This is a genomic window from Streptomyces sp. AP-93, from assembly GCF_022808175.1.
Taxonomy (GTDB): Bacteria; Actinomycetota; Actinomycetes; order Streptomycetales; family Streptomycetaceae; genus Streptomyces.
In genome coordinates this window covers 255,274-272,785 of the sequence record NZ_JALGBX010000007.1, presented here as the reverse complement: position 1 = coordinate 272,785, position 17,512 = coordinate 255,274, and the positions used below count along the sequence as shown (strand labels likewise).

18 protein-coding genes are annotated in these 17,512 nt (G+C 71.9%); 9 read left to right on the top strand and 9 right to left on the bottom strand.

The genetic code is table 11. The features are described from left to right. Positions 1-164 precede the first annotated feature (164 nt). The 5 genes from MTF69_RS14675 to MTF69_RS43385 all read left to right on the top strand — a co-directional run bounded on the left by MTF69_RS14675 (position 165) and on the right by MTF69_RS43385 (position 3,727). The gene (locus MTF69_RS14675) at positions 165-437 is read left to right on the top strand and encodes a UBP-type zinc finger domain-containing protein (protein WP_243334383.1); all 273 of its coding nucleotides are present in this window, start codon (positions 165-167) and stop codon (positions 435-437) included. Between the two features lie 167 nt (positions 438-604). Continuing rightward, the gene (locus MTF69_RS14670; RefSeq protein WP_243334551.1) at positions 605-2,248 is read left to right on the top strand and encodes an FAD-dependent oxidoreductase; all 1,644 of its coding nucleotides are present in this window, start codon (positions 605-607) and stop codon (positions 2,246-2,248) included. Positions 2,249-2,308: 60 nt separating this feature from the next. Beyond that, positions 2,309-2,806: a hypothetical protein gene (locus MTF69_RS14665; RefSeq protein ID WP_243334374.1), complete on the top strand. Its 498-nt coding sequence runs from the start codon at positions 2,309-2,311 to the stop codon at positions 2,804-2,806. Between the two features lie 91 nt (positions 2,807-2,897). After that, complete coding sequence (locus MTF69_RS43390) at positions 2,898-3,227, top strand: antibiotic biosynthesis monooxygenase family protein (RefSeq protein WP_308401406.1); 330 nt, start codon at positions 2,898-2,900, stop codon at positions 3,225-3,227. Beyond that, a complete protein-coding gene (locus tag MTF69_RS43385; protein ID WP_308401405.1) occupies positions 3,224-3,727 on the top strand; it encodes a group II truncated hemoglobin in 504 nt (167 codons plus the stop codon). Before MTF69_RS43390 ends, MTF69_RS43385 begins: the two co-directional genes overlap by 4 nt. A 51-nt stretch (positions 3,728-3,778) precedes the next feature. Here MTF69_RS43385 and MTF69_RS14655 read toward each other — a convergent pair whose 3' ends face one another. From MTF69_RS14655 to rpe, 5 genes are all read right to left on the bottom strand, one after another. Continuing rightward, positions 3,779-4,216 (bottom strand): barstar family protein, encoded by a 438-nt coding sequence (locus tag MTF69_RS14655; RefSeq protein ID WP_243334372.1) that lies wholly within the window; start codon positions 4,214-4,216, stop codon positions 3,779-3,781. Beyond that, positions 4,213-4,488 carry a ribonuclease domain-containing protein gene (locus tag MTF69_RS43720; protein ID WP_374323043.1) on the bottom strand — a complete coding sequence of 92 codons (276 nt, stop codon included), beginning with the start codon at positions 4,486-4,488 and terminating at the stop codon, positions 4,213-4,215. The genes MTF69_RS14655 and MTF69_RS43720 overlap by 4 nt, the downstream gene beginning before the upstream one ends. Before the next feature lie 259 nt (positions 4,489-4,747). Next, the gene (locus tag MTF69_RS14645) at positions 4,748-4,972 is read right to left on the bottom strand and encodes a hypothetical protein (RefSeq protein ID WP_243334368.1); all 225 of its coding nucleotides are present in this window, start codon (positions 4,970-4,972) and stop codon (positions 4,748-4,750) included. A 136-nt stretch (positions 4,973-5,108) separates the two neighbouring features. Further along, on the bottom strand, positions 5,109-6,122 hold the full coding sequence (locus MTF69_RS14640) for a sugar-binding transcriptional regulator (protein ID WP_243334549.1): 1,014 nt from the start codon (positions 6,120-6,122) through the stop codon (positions 5,109-5,111). A gap of 138 nt (positions 6,123-6,260) precedes the next feature. Beyond that, positions 6,261-6,947, bottom strand: a complete 687-nt coding sequence (rpe, locus tag MTF69_RS14635) for a ribulose-phosphate 3-epimerase (RefSeq protein ID WP_243334366.1) — start codon at positions 6,945-6,947, stop codon at positions 6,261-6,263. A 515-nt stretch (positions 6,948-7,462) separates the two neighbouring features. On the opposite strand from rpe, the gene MTF69_RS14630 reads away from it, so the two are divergent. Next, positions 7,463-8,527, top strand: coding sequence for an IS110 family transposase (locus MTF69_RS14630; protein ID WP_243334365.1), 1,065 nt, complete (start codon positions 7,463-7,465; stop codon positions 8,525-8,527). 413 nt (positions 8,528-8,940) lie between these two features. Then, positions 8,941-9,648 (top strand): VOC family protein, encoded by a 708-nt coding sequence (locus MTF69_RS14625; protein ID WP_243334362.1) that lies wholly within the window; start codon positions 8,941-8,943, stop codon positions 9,646-9,648. A 415-nt stretch (positions 9,649-10,063) separates the two neighbouring features. Here the strand turns inward: MTF69_RS14625 and MTF69_RS14620 are convergent, their stop codons facing one another. Then, positions 10,064-11,059: a YafY family protein gene (locus tag MTF69_RS14620; RefSeq protein ID WP_243334360.1), complete on the bottom strand. Its 996-nt coding sequence runs from the start codon at positions 11,057-11,059 to the stop codon at positions 10,064-10,066. Positions 11,060-11,175: 116 nt separating this feature from the next. Between MTF69_RS14620 and MTF69_RS14615 the strand changes: the two genes are divergently transcribed. Continuing rightward, entirely contained in the window at positions 11,176-11,577 is a 402-nt protein-coding gene (locus MTF69_RS14615) for a RidA family protein (protein WP_243334357.1), read from the top strand. 11 nt (positions 11,578-11,588) lie between these two features. Here MTF69_RS14615 and MTF69_RS14610 read toward each other — a convergent pair whose 3' ends face one another. Together MTF69_RS14610 and fmt are read right to left on the bottom strand one after the other, a co-directional pair. Beyond that, positions 11,589-13,037, bottom strand: coding sequence for an RsmB/NOP family class I SAM-dependent RNA methyltransferase (locus MTF69_RS14610; RefSeq protein WP_243334355.1), 1,449 nt, complete (start codon positions 13,035-13,037; stop codon positions 11,589-11,591). A 78-nt stretch (positions 13,038-13,115) separates the two neighbouring features. After that, complete coding sequence (gene fmt, locus MTF69_RS14605) at positions 13,116-14,081, bottom strand: methionyl-tRNA formyltransferase (protein ID WP_243334353.1); 966 nt, start codon at positions 14,079-14,081, stop codon at positions 13,116-13,118. Positions 14,082-14,354: 273 nt separating this feature from the next. On the opposite strand from fmt, the gene MTF69_RS14600 reads away from it, so the two are divergent. Beyond that, entirely contained in the window at positions 14,355-14,876 is a 522-nt protein-coding gene (locus tag MTF69_RS14600) for a hypothetical protein (RefSeq protein WP_243334352.1), read from the top strand. Between the two features lie 481 nt (positions 14,877-15,357). On the opposite strand, the gene MTF69_RS14595 is transcribed toward MTF69_RS14600, so the two are convergent. Beyond that, on the bottom strand, positions 15,358-17,466 hold the full coding sequence (locus tag MTF69_RS14595; RefSeq protein WP_243334548.1) for a primosomal protein N': 2,109 nt from the start codon (positions 17,464-17,466) through the stop codon (positions 15,358-15,360). Between the last annotated feature and the right edge of the window lie 46 nt (positions 17,467-17,512).

Genomic DNA, 17,512 nt, shown 5'->3' with positions numbered 1-17,512 from the left:
CGGCGATGTCATGAAGTAGCTTCCGGACTACCTGACTTCGTCCGAATCCCTGAACCCCCGCCGGGGCCCCGCCTTATGGTCTGGACGCGCCGGAATCTCGGGCGCGCCGCATATCACGGGCGCGAAGCGCGACAGCGCGAGAGCGCGGGAGAGGGACGGGGACGATGACGATGGACCTGTTGTGCACCCACATCGAGTCGATACGTCCGGTGAAACCGGGCACCGAGGGCTGCGAGGAGTGCCTCGTCTCCGGTGACACCTGGGTGCACCTGCGGATGTGCCTGAGCTGCGGGCACGTCGGCTGCTGCGATTCCTCGAAGAACCGTCACGCCACCAGGCACTACGGGACCACCGCGCACCCGATCGCGGCCTCCCACGAGCCCGGCGAGGACTGGGCCTGGTGCTACACCGACAAGCTGATGCTGGACCCGGCGTGAGCGCCGCCCCGGAGAGCGCCACGGCGCCCACGAGCACCACCGGCACCACCGCCGGCGGCACCGCCGCGAGCACCACCAGCACCACCGGAACCCCCGGCGCCGCCGCCACAACGGCGGCCGCGACCGCCGAGGCCGCGGCGCGCGCGGAGAACCGCAAGCCCGTCATCCTGGCCGTGGACGACGACCCGCAGGTGCTGCGCGCCGTCCGCCGCGACCTGCGCAGCGCCTACGGCGACCGCTACCGGGTGCTCGGCGCCTCCTCGGCCGCCGACGCCCTCAAGATCCTGGACTCCCTCGACGAGCGCGGCCACGACCCGGCGCTCTTCCTCGTCGACCAGCGGATGCCGGACGTCACCGGCGTCGAGTTCCTGCTGGAGGCCGTCAGCCGCTTCCCCGACGCCCGCCGCGTGCTCCTCACCGCGTACGCCGAGACGGACGCGGCGATCACCGCCATCAACCGGGTCCGCCTGGACTACTACCTGCTCAAACCCTGGGACCCGCCGCACGAGCGGCTCTTCCCGGTCCTGGACGACCTGCTCTCCGACTGGCTCGCCACCTACCGCCCGGCGTACGACGGGATCATCGTCGCGGGCCACCTGGTCTCCCCCGGCACCCACGCCGTCCGGGACTTCTTCACCCGCAACGGCCAGCCCTTCCGCTTCCTCAACGTCGAGCGGGACCCCGAGGCGCTGACCGTGATCGCCGCCGCCCAGCCCGACGCCGCGCTGCCCCTGGTCCGCTTCCCCGACGGCTCGGTGCTCTCCGCGCCGACGGACACGCAGCTCGCCCAGCGCCTGGGGCTGGCCACCACCGCCTCGCGCCCGCACTACGAGTGCGTCATCGTCGGCGCGGGCCCGGCGGGCCTCGCGGCGGGGGTCTACTCGGCTTCCGAGGGCCTGTCCACGCTCATGCTGGACTCCCGCGCCCCGGGCGGCCAGGCCGGCACCTCCAGCCTGATCGAGAACTACCTCGGCTTCCCCTCGGGCCTCTCCGGCGGCGACCTGACCCGCCGGGCCACCATCCAGGCCTCCCGCTTCGGAGCGGAGATCCTGCACCCGGTGGAGGTGACCTCGCTGACCCGTGACGACCCGGCGAAGATCCTGACCCTGGCGGACGGTACGGAGATCAGCGCCGAGACGGTGCTCCTGGCGACCGGCGTCTCGTACAACCGCCTGGACGCCCCCGGCGCCGACCGCTTCGAGGGCGCCGGGCTCTACTACGGCGCGGCGACCACGGAGAGCTCGGCGTGCATCTCGCAGCACGTGTTCATCGTGGGCGGCGCCAACTCGGCCGGCCAGGCCGCCGTGCACTTCGCCAAGTACGCCGCCCGGGTCACCATCCTGGTCCGCGCGGCCTCGCTCGACGACAGCATGTCCCGCTACCTGATCGACGAGATCGAGCGCACTCCCAACATCGAGGTGCGGGTCCGCACGACGGTCGTCAGCCTGCACGGCGAGGACCACCTCGAACGCCTGACCCTCCACAACTCCGAGACCGGCGAGGACAAGGAGATCCCGGCCCGCTTCATGTTCACCTTCATCGGCGCCCGCCCGCACACGAGCTGGCTGGCCGGGGTCGTCGAGCGGGACGAGTACGGCTTCGTCCTCACCGGCTCGGACCTGATCTCCAACGGCGGCGAACTCCCGGAGGAGTGGAGCCTGGAGCGCGCCCCGTACCCGCTGGAGACCAGCGTTCCCGGCGTCTTCGCGGCGGGGGACGTACGGGCCCACTCGGTCAAACGGGTCGCCTCGGGCGTGGGCGAGGGAGCCATGGCGGTCTCCCTGATCCACCGCTACCGCTCGATGGGCTGAGAGCGAACACCGGTCCGGTCCCCTTGCGATCAAGGGAGCACCGGACGCACCGTTGATTACATGATTACATCCGCGCAGAACGAACAGCTCCGCACCTGGTTCGCCGAGCACCTGCCGGTGGACGTCTACACCTCGCTCCTCTCGGTCACGGTCGACCGGGAGGAGATCACCGTCGTCGGCGCGATCCCCGAGACCGAATCGGTCGCCGCCTTCCGCGAGCGCACCCGCGAACAGCGGATGGAAGTCGCCCGGGAGGCGGAGGAGCTCTACCGCCGCAAGGTGTCCTGGGCCGCCCGGTCGGGCGAGGAGCAGACCCTCTTCACCCACCTCGCCGTCCCGGTCATGACCCGCCTGCGCCAGCCCGAGCGCCAGGTCCTCGACACCCTGGTCGCGGGCGGCGTCGCCCGCAGCCGCGCCGACGCCCTGGCCTGGTGCGTCCGCCTGGTCGGACGCAACACCGACACCTGGCTGACGGACCTTCGCGAGTCCCTGGACCGGGTCCAGCAGGTCCGCGCCGAGGGTCCGGACCTCGCCGACTCCCAGAAGTCCGGGTCATAACTGCGAAAGATCTCCCCGCGCCCGCAAGATCGCGCAAGCCTGGCACGGACCACCGGCGATCAACGCCCGCCCCCAGGGAGAGGCCCGCACCATGACCACCACCGTCGAATACATCCGCTACCGGATCGCATTGGACGACCAGCCGGCTTTCGAAGACGCGTACGTCAGGGCCTCCGAGGCCCTGACCGCCTCGCCGGAGTGCATCGACTACGAACTCGCCCGCTGCGAGGAAGAGCCCGAGCGCTACATCCTCCGCATCCGCTGGACCTCGATCGACGCCCACCTGAACGGCTTCCGCAAGGGCGAGCACTTCCCCGCGTTCTTCAGCGCGATCCGCCCGTACGTCACGGCCATCGAGGAAATGCAGCACTACCTCGTCACGAAGGTGGCCGGCCCCGGAAAGGCTTCGACCCCGTCATGAGCACCACACCCGAAACCACACCGAACACGACGCCCGGCACCACGCCCACCATCTACGAATGGATGGGCGGCGAGGAGGCGATGAACCGCCTCACGGACGTCTTCTACGCCCACGCCCTGCGGGACGAGATCCTGGCCCCGGTCTTCGCCGGCATGGACTCCGAACACCCCCAGCACGTGGCGGTCTGGCTGGCGGAGGTCTTCGGCGGCCCGAAGCAGTACACAGCTGCCCACGGCGGCCACCAGCACATGGCCACCAAGCACCTGGGCCGCGGCATCACCGAAGAGCAGCGCCGCCGCTGGGTCGACCTCCTGACGGACACCGCCGACGAGGTGGGCCTGCCCACGGACCCCGAGTTCCGCGCGGTCTTCGCGTACTACATCGAATGGGGCACCCGCATGGCCCTGATCTACTCGGGCCCCAACCCACCCCCGGTGGACGCGGCCGACATCCCGGTCTGGTCCTGGGGCCAAACCCCACCCTGGATCCCCAAGCCCTGACCCCTCAGCCCGGCGGACCCCCCGCGCTCCGCCGGGCCCGCCGGGGCAAATTCAGCCTCGCCGGCGTTTGAGGCGCGGGGTCCGGGGCGGAGCCCCGGCAGTCGGCCCCGGGCCGGACTCGGCGAGCAGCACCGTCAACCCCGGCGCCTCGCCCTCACGCTCGGACTCGGCCCGCCAGAAGTCGACGGCCTCCTCCAGCACCTCCCGGAACGTCGCCCAGTCCGCGGGCCGAGCCTCCGCATACCCGCGCCAGGAGGTCACGGCGAGCAGCCGGCCCGGCGCAGCCGGCAACCAAGACAAATCCCTCAGCGCATCGGCCAGCGCATCCCAGTTCCCCCCGACCCACGGCGGCAGCCGCAGCGCGCCCCCAGCCCGCCGCATCAGCTCCGCTTTGCTCCGTACGCCGTCCAGATCCAGCCGTACGGTCGCCCAGCCGGCGGCCTCGGCCGCTTCGAGCACGGGGGCCAGGGGCCGCGGGTCCAGGCTCATCGGAGAACCGCCTTGAAGGTCTTGTAGTGGTCGTCCGTGTAGAAGAACTCCCCGCCCACACCGGTCACGATCCGCCGGGCCCCACGGTCCCGCTCACCGGGCGTCTTCACGGTGAACTCGTGGTAGTAGCCGCGCTTCTTCTGCGGCAGGGCCTTCTCGAAATTGCCGAAGACGGTCCCGTCCTGCCGGTACTGGTACGGCCCGCCCTTGTCGATCAGCGCGAGCACGTCCCGGGCCTGCTGCGGCAACGCCGCGGCCCGTACCGTCGCCATCCCCTTCGCCCATCCGGGCGTCGGCACAGCGGAACTCGCCGCCCCACTCGGGGCAACGTCAACGCCGGAGCCGGCGCTCGCGCTCGTACTGGTGGCCGCGGCAGGCGCGGGTTTCTTCCCGCTGCAACCCACCGCACCGACCAGCGCCGCGCAGAGGAACACGGCCCCCAGCACACGCAGCAACGATCGGGGCACGTTCCGAAAGATCATGCACCGATCGTGCCAAATATCCGATTCGCCCGCGAATCGCGCGGTGTCTTCAGAGGGCGGACATCTTGGTGTACGGGCTCAGAATGCGCTTGCGGACCTCAGGCCCGAATTCGACGAGGACAGCGATCCCCTCCTCAACGGCGACGACACGGCCGAGGCCGTGCTCATCGTGAGAAACCCGGTCGCCGACGCTGAAGTGCCGGAGCGGCGCTTCCACGGGGGCCTTGAACGGGCTGGACGGAAGATGGCGGCGAGGTACTGCGGACTTTGTCATTGCACCCAGTATGCGCCCAGCAGGCCGCCGAACGGTCCGCCGTTCGGATCTCAATTACGGCACCATCCGCATCGGCGAACATCACGTGCCCGCGTTTGACCGGCATTCGCCCGGACAATCGGACCAATCCGAACAATCACTCGTCGGGGTCGGCCCGCTCCAGTGCCGGCCTCAGGCCGGGCTCCGATTCGGTCAGCAGGTAGTCCGCGACGGCGGTGTCGGTGACCAGACTGGTCACGAGCCCCGAGCGCAGAACAGCGCCGATCGCGGACGCCTTGCGCAGCCCGCCGGCGATGGCGACGACCTCGGGGATCCGGCGCAGCCGGTCCGCCTCCACGGTGATGCACCGCTCGCCGAGGTCCCGCCCGACCCGGCGCCCCTCGGCATCGAACAAATGGGCGGACATCTCAGCCGCGACACCCAGCGAGGCGTAGTGCGCCCGCTCCTCGTCGCTCAGCATGTCGTGGACGGTCGAGATGCCCGGCTCCCAGGACCCGATGGAGACGGCGGCGACCGTCACCTTGTCGAAGTACTCGAAGGCCCGCGCGATCCCCGTCTGGTTCCGCAGGGCGGCCGCGGTGGCCGGATCGGGCAGCAGCATCGGCGCGTAGATCGGGTGGGCGTCTCCGCCCGACACCTGCGCGGCCCTGCGCACGGCCTCCACGGACCCGCGCTCGGCCGTACCGGCGTCGTACACCCCCGTCAGCTGGACGACGGTGCACGGAGGCAGCCGGTGCAGGGAGGCGGCCATGTGGATGGTCGACCGCCCCCACGCGAGGCCGAGCACATCCCCCTCGTTGACGAGCTCACCCAGCAGATCTGCGGCTACGGCACCCAGGTTCTCCGGGTCCGGCGCGTCCTCGGTGGCATCGGCGGGGGACTCGACGACCACGGCGTGCCGCAGCCCGTACCGGGCGCGCAGCGCGTCGGAGCGCTCCGCGTCCAGCTCGGCCGGCACGCGGATCTCGATGCGTACGAGATCGCGCTCCAGAGCGGTCTCCAGGACCCGGGCCACCTTGAAGCGGCTCACGCCGAACTCCTCGGCGATCTGGATCTTGGACTTCCCCTCCAGGTAGAAGCGGCGCGCCATGGCCGCCGCCTGCACCAGCTCCGCGGGTCCCATCCGCAGGGCTGACCGTCCCGCCGACATTGCAGACACCGCGTTCTCCTCACTGCTGTTCACACTCTCGTGTTCACACTCTCGACTCGCCGTTCATCCTGTCAGATCCGACGGCCGTTGATCAGCCTGGACAGCTCCCGTTCACCGAGCTGTTCACCAAGCCTTGGTTCAGTGGTCGCAAGCCCAGGGCGCGGCGGCGATCGCCGCACCCGCCTGGTCACGCAGCGTGCGTACGGCTGCCGCCGGATCGACCGCTCCGTAGACCGCGCTGCCCGCCACGAAGACGTCCGCTCCGGCCTCCGCGCACCGCTCGATGGTCGTGGCGGAGACGCCTCCGTCGACCTGCAGCCACAGCTCCAGACCGTGCTTGGAGATCAGCTCCCGGGTGCGGCGGATCTTGGGCAGCATGATGTCAAGGAAGGGCTGACCGCCGAAGCCGGGCTCCACGGTCATGATCAGCAGCATGTCGAGCTCGGGAAGGATGTCCTCGTACTGCTCGATCGGCGTCGCGGGCTTCAGCGCCATGGCCGCCCGCGCCCCCTTGGCCCGGATCTCCCGCGCGAGCCGCACGGGCGCAGCGGCGGCCTCGGCGTGGAAGGTCACGGATCCCGCACCCGCCTCGACGTACTGAGGGGCCCAGCGGTCGGGGTCCTCGATCATGAGGTGCAGATCGAGCGGGATGTCCGTCGCCCGGCTGAGCGACTCCACGATCGGCACGCCGAGCGTGAGGTTGGGGACGAAGTGATTGTCCATGACGTCGACATGCAGCCAGTCGGCCCCCTGAACGGCCTTCGCCTCTTCGGCGAGCCGGGCGAAGTCGGCGGACAAGATGCTGGGATTGATCTGAACGGCCATGCCCCAAGCGTGCCATGCCGCCAACGCCTTCCGGCCACTACCCCGGAAGTGGAGACGGGGGGCGGGTTTCGGGGGCTGCGGGAGGGGTGGGCTTGGGCTGCGGGTTGGTCGGTGGCTGCGTGGGGTTCCGGGGGGCGTCCCGGCAGTCCAGTGTCCTTTCGGGGTGGGCCGGTCCGTCAAGAGCGCTCCCTGCGGTCGCGTCGCTTCGCGATGGCCTTCGGCCACCCTTGACAGTGAGGATGATGGCGGCACTGTTCGGGTGGTCTGACTCAACCCTTGACAGTGAGGATGATGGCGGCCTTGTTCGGGTGGTCTGACTCGACCCTTGACTGACGCTTCGGTTGTCCTTGGTTGGAATCGTCGGCTGCCCGGGCGGTGCTGTTTTTGCGCGCGCCGGCCGGTGGGCCAGTGACCTCATAGGAGCCCGGCCAAAGGTCCCGTCACTGTCTTGTCCGGCTTTCCGGCCGGCGCGCGTGCCGTCCCTCGCGTGTCACACGGAAGGCAGCCCCCCAAGAATGGCAGAACCGATAGCGGTCCTCGCAGGAATCGACACCCACACCGACTTCCACCAGGCCGCCGTGATCGACACGATCGGCCGGCACCTGGCGACCCAGGCGTTTCCCACCACCCCCGACGGCTACCGGCACCTGCTGGACTGGCTCCTCTCACACGGCGAGGTCATCGCCGTCGGTATGGAGGGCACCGGCGCCTACGGCGCTGAACTCGCCCGCCGCCTGCGCAAACATAAGGTGACCGTGATCGAGGTGGACCGGCCTGACCGGCGGGCCCGCCGCGCCAGCGGCAAATCCGACCCCGTCGACGCCTACGCGGCGGCCACCGCGGTCCTTTCCGGCCGCGCGAGCGGCACCCCCAAGACGCGGGACGGGATCGTGGAGGCCATCCGCGCCCTGCGCGTGGTCCGCAAGAGCGCGGTGAAGTCCCGGACCCAGACGATCAACCAGATCCGGAACCTGATCGTCACCGCCCCGGGCGAGGTCCGCGAACGCCTGCGATCTTTACCCACCAGCGACCTGATCACCACGCTCGCCCGGTCCCGGCCCGGTGCGGACCTCAGCGATCCCTCCTGCGCGGTCAAGATCGCGTTACGGCGTCTGGCCCGCCGCTACCAGCACCTGACCGAAGAGATCACCGACGCGGACCGCGAGCTCAGACCACTGGTCGCCCAGGCAGCGCCAACCCTGCTGGATCTTCCCGGAGTTGGACCCGAAACCGCCGCACAGCTGCTGATCACCGCAGGCGACAACCCCGACCGACTCACCTCGGAAGCGGCGTTCGCGCACTTGAGCGCGGCCGCCCCCATCCCCGCCAGCTCCGGGAGGACCGACCGCCACCGCCTCAACCGCGGCGGCGACCGAGCCGCGAACAACGCCCTCCACATGATCGCCCTGACCCGCATGAGACACGACACACGCACCCGCGACTACGTCACCCGCCGCACCACGCAAGGCCTCTCGAAGAAAGACATCCTGCGCTGCCTCAAACGCTTCATCGCCCGCGAGATCTACAGACACCTCACCCGGCCGATCAGCACACCCACCCCGCTCCCCCACACCACTTGACGATCCATAGGAGCTTCCGACCGACCCACCCCGAAACGCCACAAGACTTCCGGGATCCCCCCGGGGAACGGCCGGGGGGAGGAGTGGGGAGGAGCGGGCCGGCTGGAGATGCCCAGGTCGCCTCCGGCCGATGGCCATCCGGACACGGATCCGGCAGGACCGTGACCTCAGCCGGAACGGACGCGCGGGGCGGTCAGAGCATCCAGGGCCGGGCGCCTGGACACCCTTCCCGTGACCGTCGACCGCCGACATGAGCGTAAGGACGACATTCAGCCCCTCAGGGTCGGGGGGCGCGACAGATCGCTACACACTCCCGCTCGGCTTAGCGACTACCGACCGTCCGTGGCCGAGGGACGAAGAGTGGATGCTAATCAAGTTTGACTAATCGGGGCGGGTGGTCCTACGGTCGGAGGATGAGCGAGAAACTGGCGGCGATGCTCCCCTGCAGGTCCATCCCCGAGACGGTCGACTTCTACAAGGCCATAGGTTTCGAGGTGACGTTCTATCAAGAACGTCCGTACGCCTATGCCGTCGTGCAGCACGGTGACGTCGAGTTGCAGTTCGCGGCACTGAAGGGCTTCGAGCCGGCCGAGTCGTACGGCGCGTGCTACATCACGACCGACGACGTCGACGGTTTGTACGCGAAGTTCCGTAGCGGACTGAAGCAAGAACTGGGCAGGATCCCGACCCGTGGTCTCCCCCGGATCGGTCCACTGAAGGACACCACCTACGGGATGCGGCAGTTCATCATGGCCGACCCGGGCGGCAACAGCATTCGCATCGGCCAACCGATCAGCGAAGACCTCCACCACTCCCCGGTTCCGAAGGACCCGGTGGCCAAGGCCCTCCACATGGCCTCACTCCTCGGCGATTCCAAAGAGGACTACGCGGCCGCCGCCAAGATCCTCGACCGCCTCCTTTCCTCCGACGTCCCTCCCCCGTCCCGCGTGAAAGCCCTCATCCTCCGCGCCGCCATGGCCGTCCACCTGGACGACACCCCGCTAGCCGCCCGCTTGCTGTCCGAGGCCGACCAGATCCCCCTCCCGACCCCCGACCGCACCTCCCTGGCCGACGACCTCCTCCGCGCCGAAGACCTCCGCGACAACCTCCCCGACAGCTGACCGAAGCGCTCGCAGCCGCCTCTCCACATCAGCCACCCCTCCAGACCAGCCACCCTCTCTAGATCAGCCACGGACGGTCGGTAGTCGCTAAGCCGAGTGGGAGTGTGTAGCGATCTGTCGCGCCCCCCGACCCTGAGGGGCTGTATGTCGTCCTTACGCTCATGTCGGCGGTCGACGGTCGCGGGAAGGGTGTCCAGGCGCCCGGTCCTGGATGCTCTGATCGCCCCGCGCGTCCGTTCCGGCTGAGGTCACGGTCCTGCCGGATCCGTGTCCGGATGGCCATCGGCCGGAGGCGACCTGGGCATCTCCAGCCGGCCCGCTCCTCCCCACTCCTCCCCCCGGCCGATCCCCCCGGAACCCCACGCAGCCACCGACCAACCCGCAGCCCGGGCCACCACCCCGACACCCCCACCCCTCACTCCCCCAGCCCCCCAGGCGAGTCCCCATACCGGGCCGCGACCGCCGCCGCCCGGTCGTGCAGCAGCGTGCGCAACGACTGCGGAGCCAACGCCTCCCCATCCATGCCGAGTTGCCACAGGGCCCATTGGGCATGTCGTGAATCCTGGAAGGTCACCTCCAGGCGCAGCCAGCCGTCCGCGTCGGCGTCGGGCTCTTCCGCGCGGACCGCCAGTGCGGTGTTCAGCAGGTCTTCCCGCCGCGCCGGGTTCACGCGGACCAGCACGGCGATGTGGTCGCCGCCGGAGAGGAACTGCGCGGAGCGCTCCCGCCAGATCCGGTCCAGATCGACCCGGTTCGGTCGCTGGGCCGCTTCGGGGAGTTCCTCGGCGGCCAGCACGCGCGACAGCCGGTAGGTGCGGTCCTCGCCGGCCTTCGTGGCCAGCAAGTAGCCCCGGTCCCGTACGGTGACCAGCCCGATCGGGTCCACCGTGCGCCACTGCGGCGTCTGGCCCGTGGCCGCGTAGTGGATCCGCAGTTTGTGTCCGGCGAGCACCGCGCGCCGGACCTCGACCATCGTGGATCCGGGGACCTCCTCGGCGACCAGCCGGCGCGAGAGCAGGTCGGCCTCCGGGTCGACGAGAAACCGCTGGGCCGCGTCGCTCGCCGTGGCCCGGTGGCTTTCGGGCAGCGCGTCGACCACCTTCCGCATCGCCGAAGCGAGCGCCGAGCCCAGGCCGAACACCTGCTCGCCGCGCCCCGATCCGGCGGCCAGCAGGGCAAGGGCCTCTTCGTGGTTCAGGCCGGTGAGCTCGGTCCGGAATCCGGGAGACAGCGCGAAACCACCGTGCCGGCCGCGTTCCGCGTAGACCGGGACCCCGGATGCCGACAGCGCCTCGATGTCGCGCAGCACCGTACGGGTGGATACCTCCAGCTCGCGGGCCAGCGTGTCCGCAGTCAGCCGACCGCGCTGACGCAGCAGCAGCACCAGCGAGACCAACCGGTCAGCGCGCATGAAAAAACTTTATCGGAATACACGACAGAGGGTGTCGTGATTCCTTGCAAGGCTCATCAACAGAACAAGCGGGCGGCTGCCGAGCCACCGCACCACCAACCCGATGGAGACCTGAAATGGCAACGCAACGAACCGCGGTCAACCCGGTGACCTGGTCAGTCGACATGGGCTTCAACCAGGGCGAGGTCGTCTCCGGCCACACCCGGACCCTGTACCTCTCGGGGCAGACCGCGATGAACGCGGACGGCAAGCCCGAGCACGACGGGGACATGGCGGCGCAGCTGGCACTGAGCATCGACAACGTGGAGGCCGTGCTCGCCGAGGCCGGCATGTCCCTCGCGGACCTCGTCCGCCTCAACGTCTACACGACCGACGTCGACCTGCTCTTCCAGCACTACGGTGTGCTGGCTGCGCGGCTGGGCGCCGCCGGGGTGGCACCGACCACCACCATGCTCGGCGTGACCCGACTGGCGATCCCCGGCCAGCTGGTCGAGCTGGAGGGGACCGCCGTCGCGTAACACGACCCTGCCTACCCGGTCCTCCGGATCAGCGCCAGGTACATCGCGTCCGTCCCGTGCAAGTGCGGCCACAGCTGCACGTCCGGGCCGTCGCCCAGCGCCGGGACCTCCTGCATGTACGGTCGCGCGTCGATCAGTTCCGCCGCGATCGGGGCCGCACCCGCGCCCCGTCCCTTGAGGACGTCCTCCACGACCACCCGGGTCTCCGCCAGGTGCGGGGAGCAGGTCGCGTAGCCGACGACGCCGCCCACCCGGACGGCCGACAGGGCCTCGCGCAGCAGCCCGCGCTGGAGCGGCGCGAAGCTCTCCAGGTCCTCCGGCCGGCGGCGCCAGCGCGCCTCCGGCCGGCGGCGCAGTGCGCCCAGGCCGGAGCAGGGCACGTCCATCAGGACGCGGTCGAAGGATCCCGGCAGCCACGGCGGGCGCGTTCCGTCGGCCGTGATGACCTGGTACGGGCCGGGGTTGCCGGCGAGCGCCCGCTCGACCAGCCGGGCCCGGTGGGGCTGCTTCTCGGAGGCCAGCAGGAACGCCCCGCGCTGGGCGGCGAGCGCCGCGAGCAGCGCCGCCTTGCCGCCCGGGCCCGCGCAACCGTCCAGCCAGCGCTCGTCGCGGCCCTCGACCGGGACGGCCGCCAGGGCCATCGCCACCAGCTGGCTGCCTTCGTCCTGGACACCGGCGCGGCCCTCGCGCACCGCCTCCAGCGCGCCCGGTTCGCCGCCCTCGGCCATCCGGACGGCGTACGGGGACCAGCGCCCGGGCAGCGCCGAGTCCTCGCCCACCGCTTCCAGCAGCTCCTGCGCCGTGGACCGCCCGGGCCGCGCCACAAGCGTGACCTCGGGCCGCTCGTTGTCGGCCTCCAGCAGGTCCTCGATCCCGGCCCGGCCACCGCCCAGCGAGTCCCACAGGGCGCTGACGACCCACCTCGGGTGCGAGTGGAAGACCGCGAGGTGTTCCTCGGCGTCGTCCTCGTACGGCGGGGCGACCTTTTCCAGCCACCCCTCCAGGTCGTGCGCGGAGATCTTGCGCAGCACCGCGTTGACGAACTTCGCCCGCCCGTCCCCGAGCACCACCCGGGCCAGCTCCACGCTCGCGGACACCGCCGCGTGGGTGGGGATCCGGGTACCGAGCAGCTGGTGCGCGCCGAGCGAGAGCACGTCGAGCACCGGCGGGTCGACCTCGCGCAGCGGCCGGTCGATGCAGGCCCTGATGACCGCGTCGTACGTGCCCTGGCGGCGCAGGGTCCCGTACACGAGCTCGGTGGCCAGCGCCGCGTCCCGCGCCTGGAAGGTCTCGTCCTTGCGGGCCTTCTTCAGCAGCGGCGGCAGCACGAGGTTCGCGTACGCGTCACGCTCGTCCACCGCCCGCAGCACCTCGAAGGCCAGCATCCGGACGGGGTCCTTCTTGGGCCTGCGGTACGGCTTGGCCGTCTTGGCCGGCTTGCTACGAGGCTGCTCGCTCACGTGAAAGGTGCTCCGGGGGTTACGGGAAGAACTGCAAGAACCGAAAAACAAGAACCGAAATACAAGAAACTACGAAAATCAGCCTACGTCGGCCCCGCCACCTACGTCGGCCCCGCCACCCAGGCGCTCACCAGGAGCGATCCGCACCCCGCGCGCCCAGTCGGCGGCCTTCATCGGCTTCTTGCCCTGCGGCTGCACCCAGAGCAGCTCCACGGCGTGCGAGCCGGTGCCGACGTAGACGTTGTTCTTGGCCACGCTCAGGTCGCCCGGCTTCAGGTCGGTCCGGTCCGCGACGAGCCCGACCGAGACCAGCTTGAGCCGCTCCCCCCGGAAGACCGTCCATGCGCCCGGCGCCGGGGTGCAGCCGCGCACCAGCCGGTCGGCGCGCATCGCGGGCGCGTTCCAGTCGACCCGGGCGTCCTCGACGGTGATCTTCGGCGCGAGCGAGATCCCGTCGGCGGGCTGCTCCACCGCACGCAGGGTGCCGTCCTCGATGCCGTCCATGGTGGCGACCAGCAGCCCGGAGCCGGCGAAGGCGAGGCGGGTCAGCAGGTCGCCGCTGGTGTCGGTGGGCCGGATCTCCTCGGTGAGGATCCCGAAGACCGGGCCGGTGTCCAGCCCCTCCTCGATCCGGAAGGTGGAGGCACCGGTGACCTGGTCCCCCGCCATGATCGACTGCTGCACGGGCGCCGCGCCGCGCCACGCGGGCAGCAGCGAGAAGTGCAGGTTGACCCAGCCGTGCTTGGGGATGTCCAGGGCGCCCTTGGGAATCAGCGCACCGTACGCGACCACCGGACAGCAGTCGGGCCCGATCTCCCTCAACCGGGCCTGGAAGTCCGGGTCGCGCGGCCGGGCGGGCTTGAGCACCTCGATGCCGGCTTCCTCGGCGCGCTCGGCGACGGGGCTGGCGACGAGGCGACGGCCTCGGCCGGCGGGCGCGTCGGGCCGGGTGACGACGGCGGCGACCTCGTGGCGCCCGGAGGCGATCAGAGCGTCCAGGGCGGGCACGGCGACCTCGGGGGTGCCTGCGAAGACGAGCTTCACTGGGGTCTACCTCGCTATCTCGGCTGTCAGCAGCACATCAGTCTATGGTCTGTCCGCCCACGGTCCCACCTGCGTCGTACTGCCCCCTGTACTGCCCGGCCGAGGGGGCGTACGCACACACGCGCGCTCCTCGCATATGCCGACACGCCCCCACAGCGTGACCTGCCCACCGGGTAGCGCGTTGGTCAAGAGAGATTGACCGAAACGGGCCGCGAAACAGAACGGTGTCTGCGGCCCTATCCGCTCTTCAGCACCGGTTCGAGAGGCTTCTTCATGGCCGACCACGCCACCCACGACGCCCAAGCACGGGCCAGCCTGCACCTCCTGGTGCGGGACATCGAGCGGGTTCGCCGGCAGGTGGATGCTCTGCGTACGCTCACCGCCCAGCTCGGCAACGTCTACCGCCCGCGCCGCTCAGGCCCTTCCACGGGCTTCGTCGTCTACGGCCGGGCACCCGCGCCCACCGTCCGCCTCGCCCAGGAGCTGCGGGACAGCGTCGAGACGCTGGTCACCGCCGCGGTGGACTTCGACCGCTCGCTCGGCTTCTCGTGGGACGCGGTCGGCTCGGCGCTCGGCGTCACCAAGCAGGCCGTCCACCGGCGCTACGGTGCCCGGCGGGCGCAGAGCGCCGAGCCCGGCAGCGCCGAGCGGGAGCCCCTGGCCGAGGGCACGACGACCCGGACCCTCGGGCCCCTGCCCACCGTCCCGGCGGCGCGCTCGGTGCCGCCGCAGCCGGTGCGCGAGGAGTCGGGCGCGTCCCGCACCGCCGCCTTCCCCGGCCCCCGCAACGGCTGACCCCTCCCCGCCGGGACGCCGACCCCCGACGGCCAGCCCCCGGCGGAGCGCCCCCCAAGGCCGCCCCGCCGGGGGCTTCCGTCGTCCCCGCCGGAACCGGGCCGTCGCCCTGCGGGCGGCTTCCCCCACCCCGCCCCTTCCCGAAACCGGGGCTCCGCCCCGGACCCCGGTCCTCAAACGCCGGACGGGCTGGATTTCCCACCCCCAGGTCCTCCAGCCCATCCGGCCGATCCGAGCCTCGCCGGCGTTCGAAGCGCGGGGTCCGGGGCGGAGCCCCGGGGTCTGTTCAGCCCGTCCGGCGTTTGAGGACCGGGGTCCGGGCAGCGTCCGGGGAACGGTGGAAGGGCGGGTAGGGGACTTCGCCCCGCGCAGCGGCAAGGGCTACTGCGGGGAGTTCGCCCCGCGCAGCGGCAAGGGCTACTGCGGGGACTTCGCCCCGCGCAGCGGGGCACCCGCAGCCCGCGGCCGGGCCGGGCCGGGGTCAGCCGATGTCCAGCGGATCGATCCGGATCCGGACCGCCTCCGCCGCCGGAGCCCCCCGCGCCATCCGGGCAACCTGCGCAGCCTTCAACGCGGCCGCCAGCGCAGCGCCACTGCCCGGCGGGACCCGGACCAGCGCCCGCTCCCCCACGGACGGCTCCCCCCGCCGCGCGGGCAGCGGCACCGGCCCCAGTACCTCCGCGTCCGGCGGCAGCCCGGCCCCCGCCAGGAAGGCCTGCACCAGTTCCGCGCTGCCCGCGGCGACCGCCGCCATCCGGGAAACCGGCGGGAACCCGAGCTGCGCCCGCTCCGCGAGCTCCCGTACCGCGTGCCCGACGGGATCCCACCGCACCAGCGCCTGGACGGGCCGCAGCGTCGGCTCGGCGACGACCACCACCTGCCCGTCCCCCCGGACCAGCGAGGCCGCCGCGATCCACCGCCGCAGCGCGTCCTCGCCCGCCCGCAGGTCGGGCCGGCTCAGCATGGCCCAGCCGTCCAGCAGCAGCGCCGCCGCGTACCCGGCGCCCGCCGCGACCGGCTCGGCGCCGGGCGTGGACACCACCAGCGCGGGCCGGTCCGGCACCTCGTCCAGGATGTGGTCGCGCCCGGAAGTCCGTACGGGGACGGCCGGGAAGGCCCGCCCCAGCTCCTCGGCGGTCCGCCGCGCGCCCACCACCTGGGCCCGCAGCCGGAACGATCCGCACTCCTCGCAGTGCCAGGCCGGCTCTGCCCGCCCGCACCACCCGCAGTGCAGGTCCCGCGCGTCGGGCGCCTCCAGCGGCCCGGCGCAGACCGTGCACCGCGCGGGCGTCCGGCACCGCTCGCACGCCAGCCGGGGCACGTAGCCGCGCCGGGGCACCTGGACGAGCACGGGCCCGGTCTTCAGGCCCTCCCGTACGGTCTCCCACGCGAGGCTCGGCAGCCGGGCGGCCCGCGCGGCCCCGTCCCGGGCCAGCAGCTCGTCGCCGACGGTCCGGATCCGGGGCGCGTACGTGCGCACCGTCTCGCGGTCGGCGACCAGCGGGCGGGCCCAGCCGGACTCGACGAGCTGCGCGGCCTCCACCGTGCAGCTGGTGCTGCCCACCAGGAAGGCGCAGCCGTCGGTGACCGCGCGCAGTTCCAGCACCTCCCGCACGTGCGGGAAGGGGGCGTGGACGTCGCTGTGGCTGGAGTCGCCGTCGTCCCAGACGGCGACGAGCCCGAGGTCCCGTACGGGAGCGAACATCGCGGCCCGGGTGCCGACCACGGCCCGCACCGAACCCCGGCTGACGGCCAGCCACTGGCGGTAGCGCTTCTCCGGCCCGGACTCGGCGGTCAGCAGGGCGTGCCGCCCCTCGCCGAGCAGGGCGGTGAGCGCCGCGTCGACACGGGCGGCGGTGCGCCCGTCGGGGACCACGGCGAGGGCGCCGCGGCCCGAGGCGAGGGTGGCGGCCATGGCGCGGGCCAGCTCGTCGGCCCAGCCGGGGCCGGGCAGGGCCGTCCACACGGCGCGCGGGGTTCCGCCGCCCGCCAGGGCCCGCAGGAAGCCGGGGCCCGCTCCGTACCGCTCCCAGCCGGCGGGCTCGGGCGCGGCGGGCGGGGGCAGCGGTTCGGGGGACGGCTTGGCCTCGGCGCGGGCGCTGCGCGCGGGCAGCGCGAGCTGGAGCACGTCGGCGAGGCTGCCGGCGTACCGGTCGGCGACGGCGCGGGCGAGGGCGAGCATGCGGGGGCCGAGCACGACCTCGGGCGAGACGACCTGGGCCAGGGCCGCGAGAGCTCCGTTGTAGTCGGACTCGGCGCGGCGCTCGATGACGAAACCGTCGATGAGCCCGCCGCCCTCGCGGCGGCCGCCGTGCACCCGGTGGGAGCCCGCGCCGAAGCGGACCCGGACGCGGACACCGGGCTGGGCGGACTCGGAGAGTTCGGCGGGTACGGCGTAGTCGAAGAGCCGGTCGAGGTGGAGCACGCCCTTGTTGACGAGGACCCGGGCCACGGGCAGTTCCTCGGCCACGGAAGCGCCGCGCCAGGTCCGCGGCTTGGCCTTGGGCGCCTTGGCCTTCGCCTCGGCGACCATCTCCCGCATCAGCGCGAGCTGCTCCGGCGGACCGCCCGGCGCGCTCCGCTCCCCCATGTCATCGGTGCTGCTCACACCCGCATTCTTACCAAACCCCACCGAC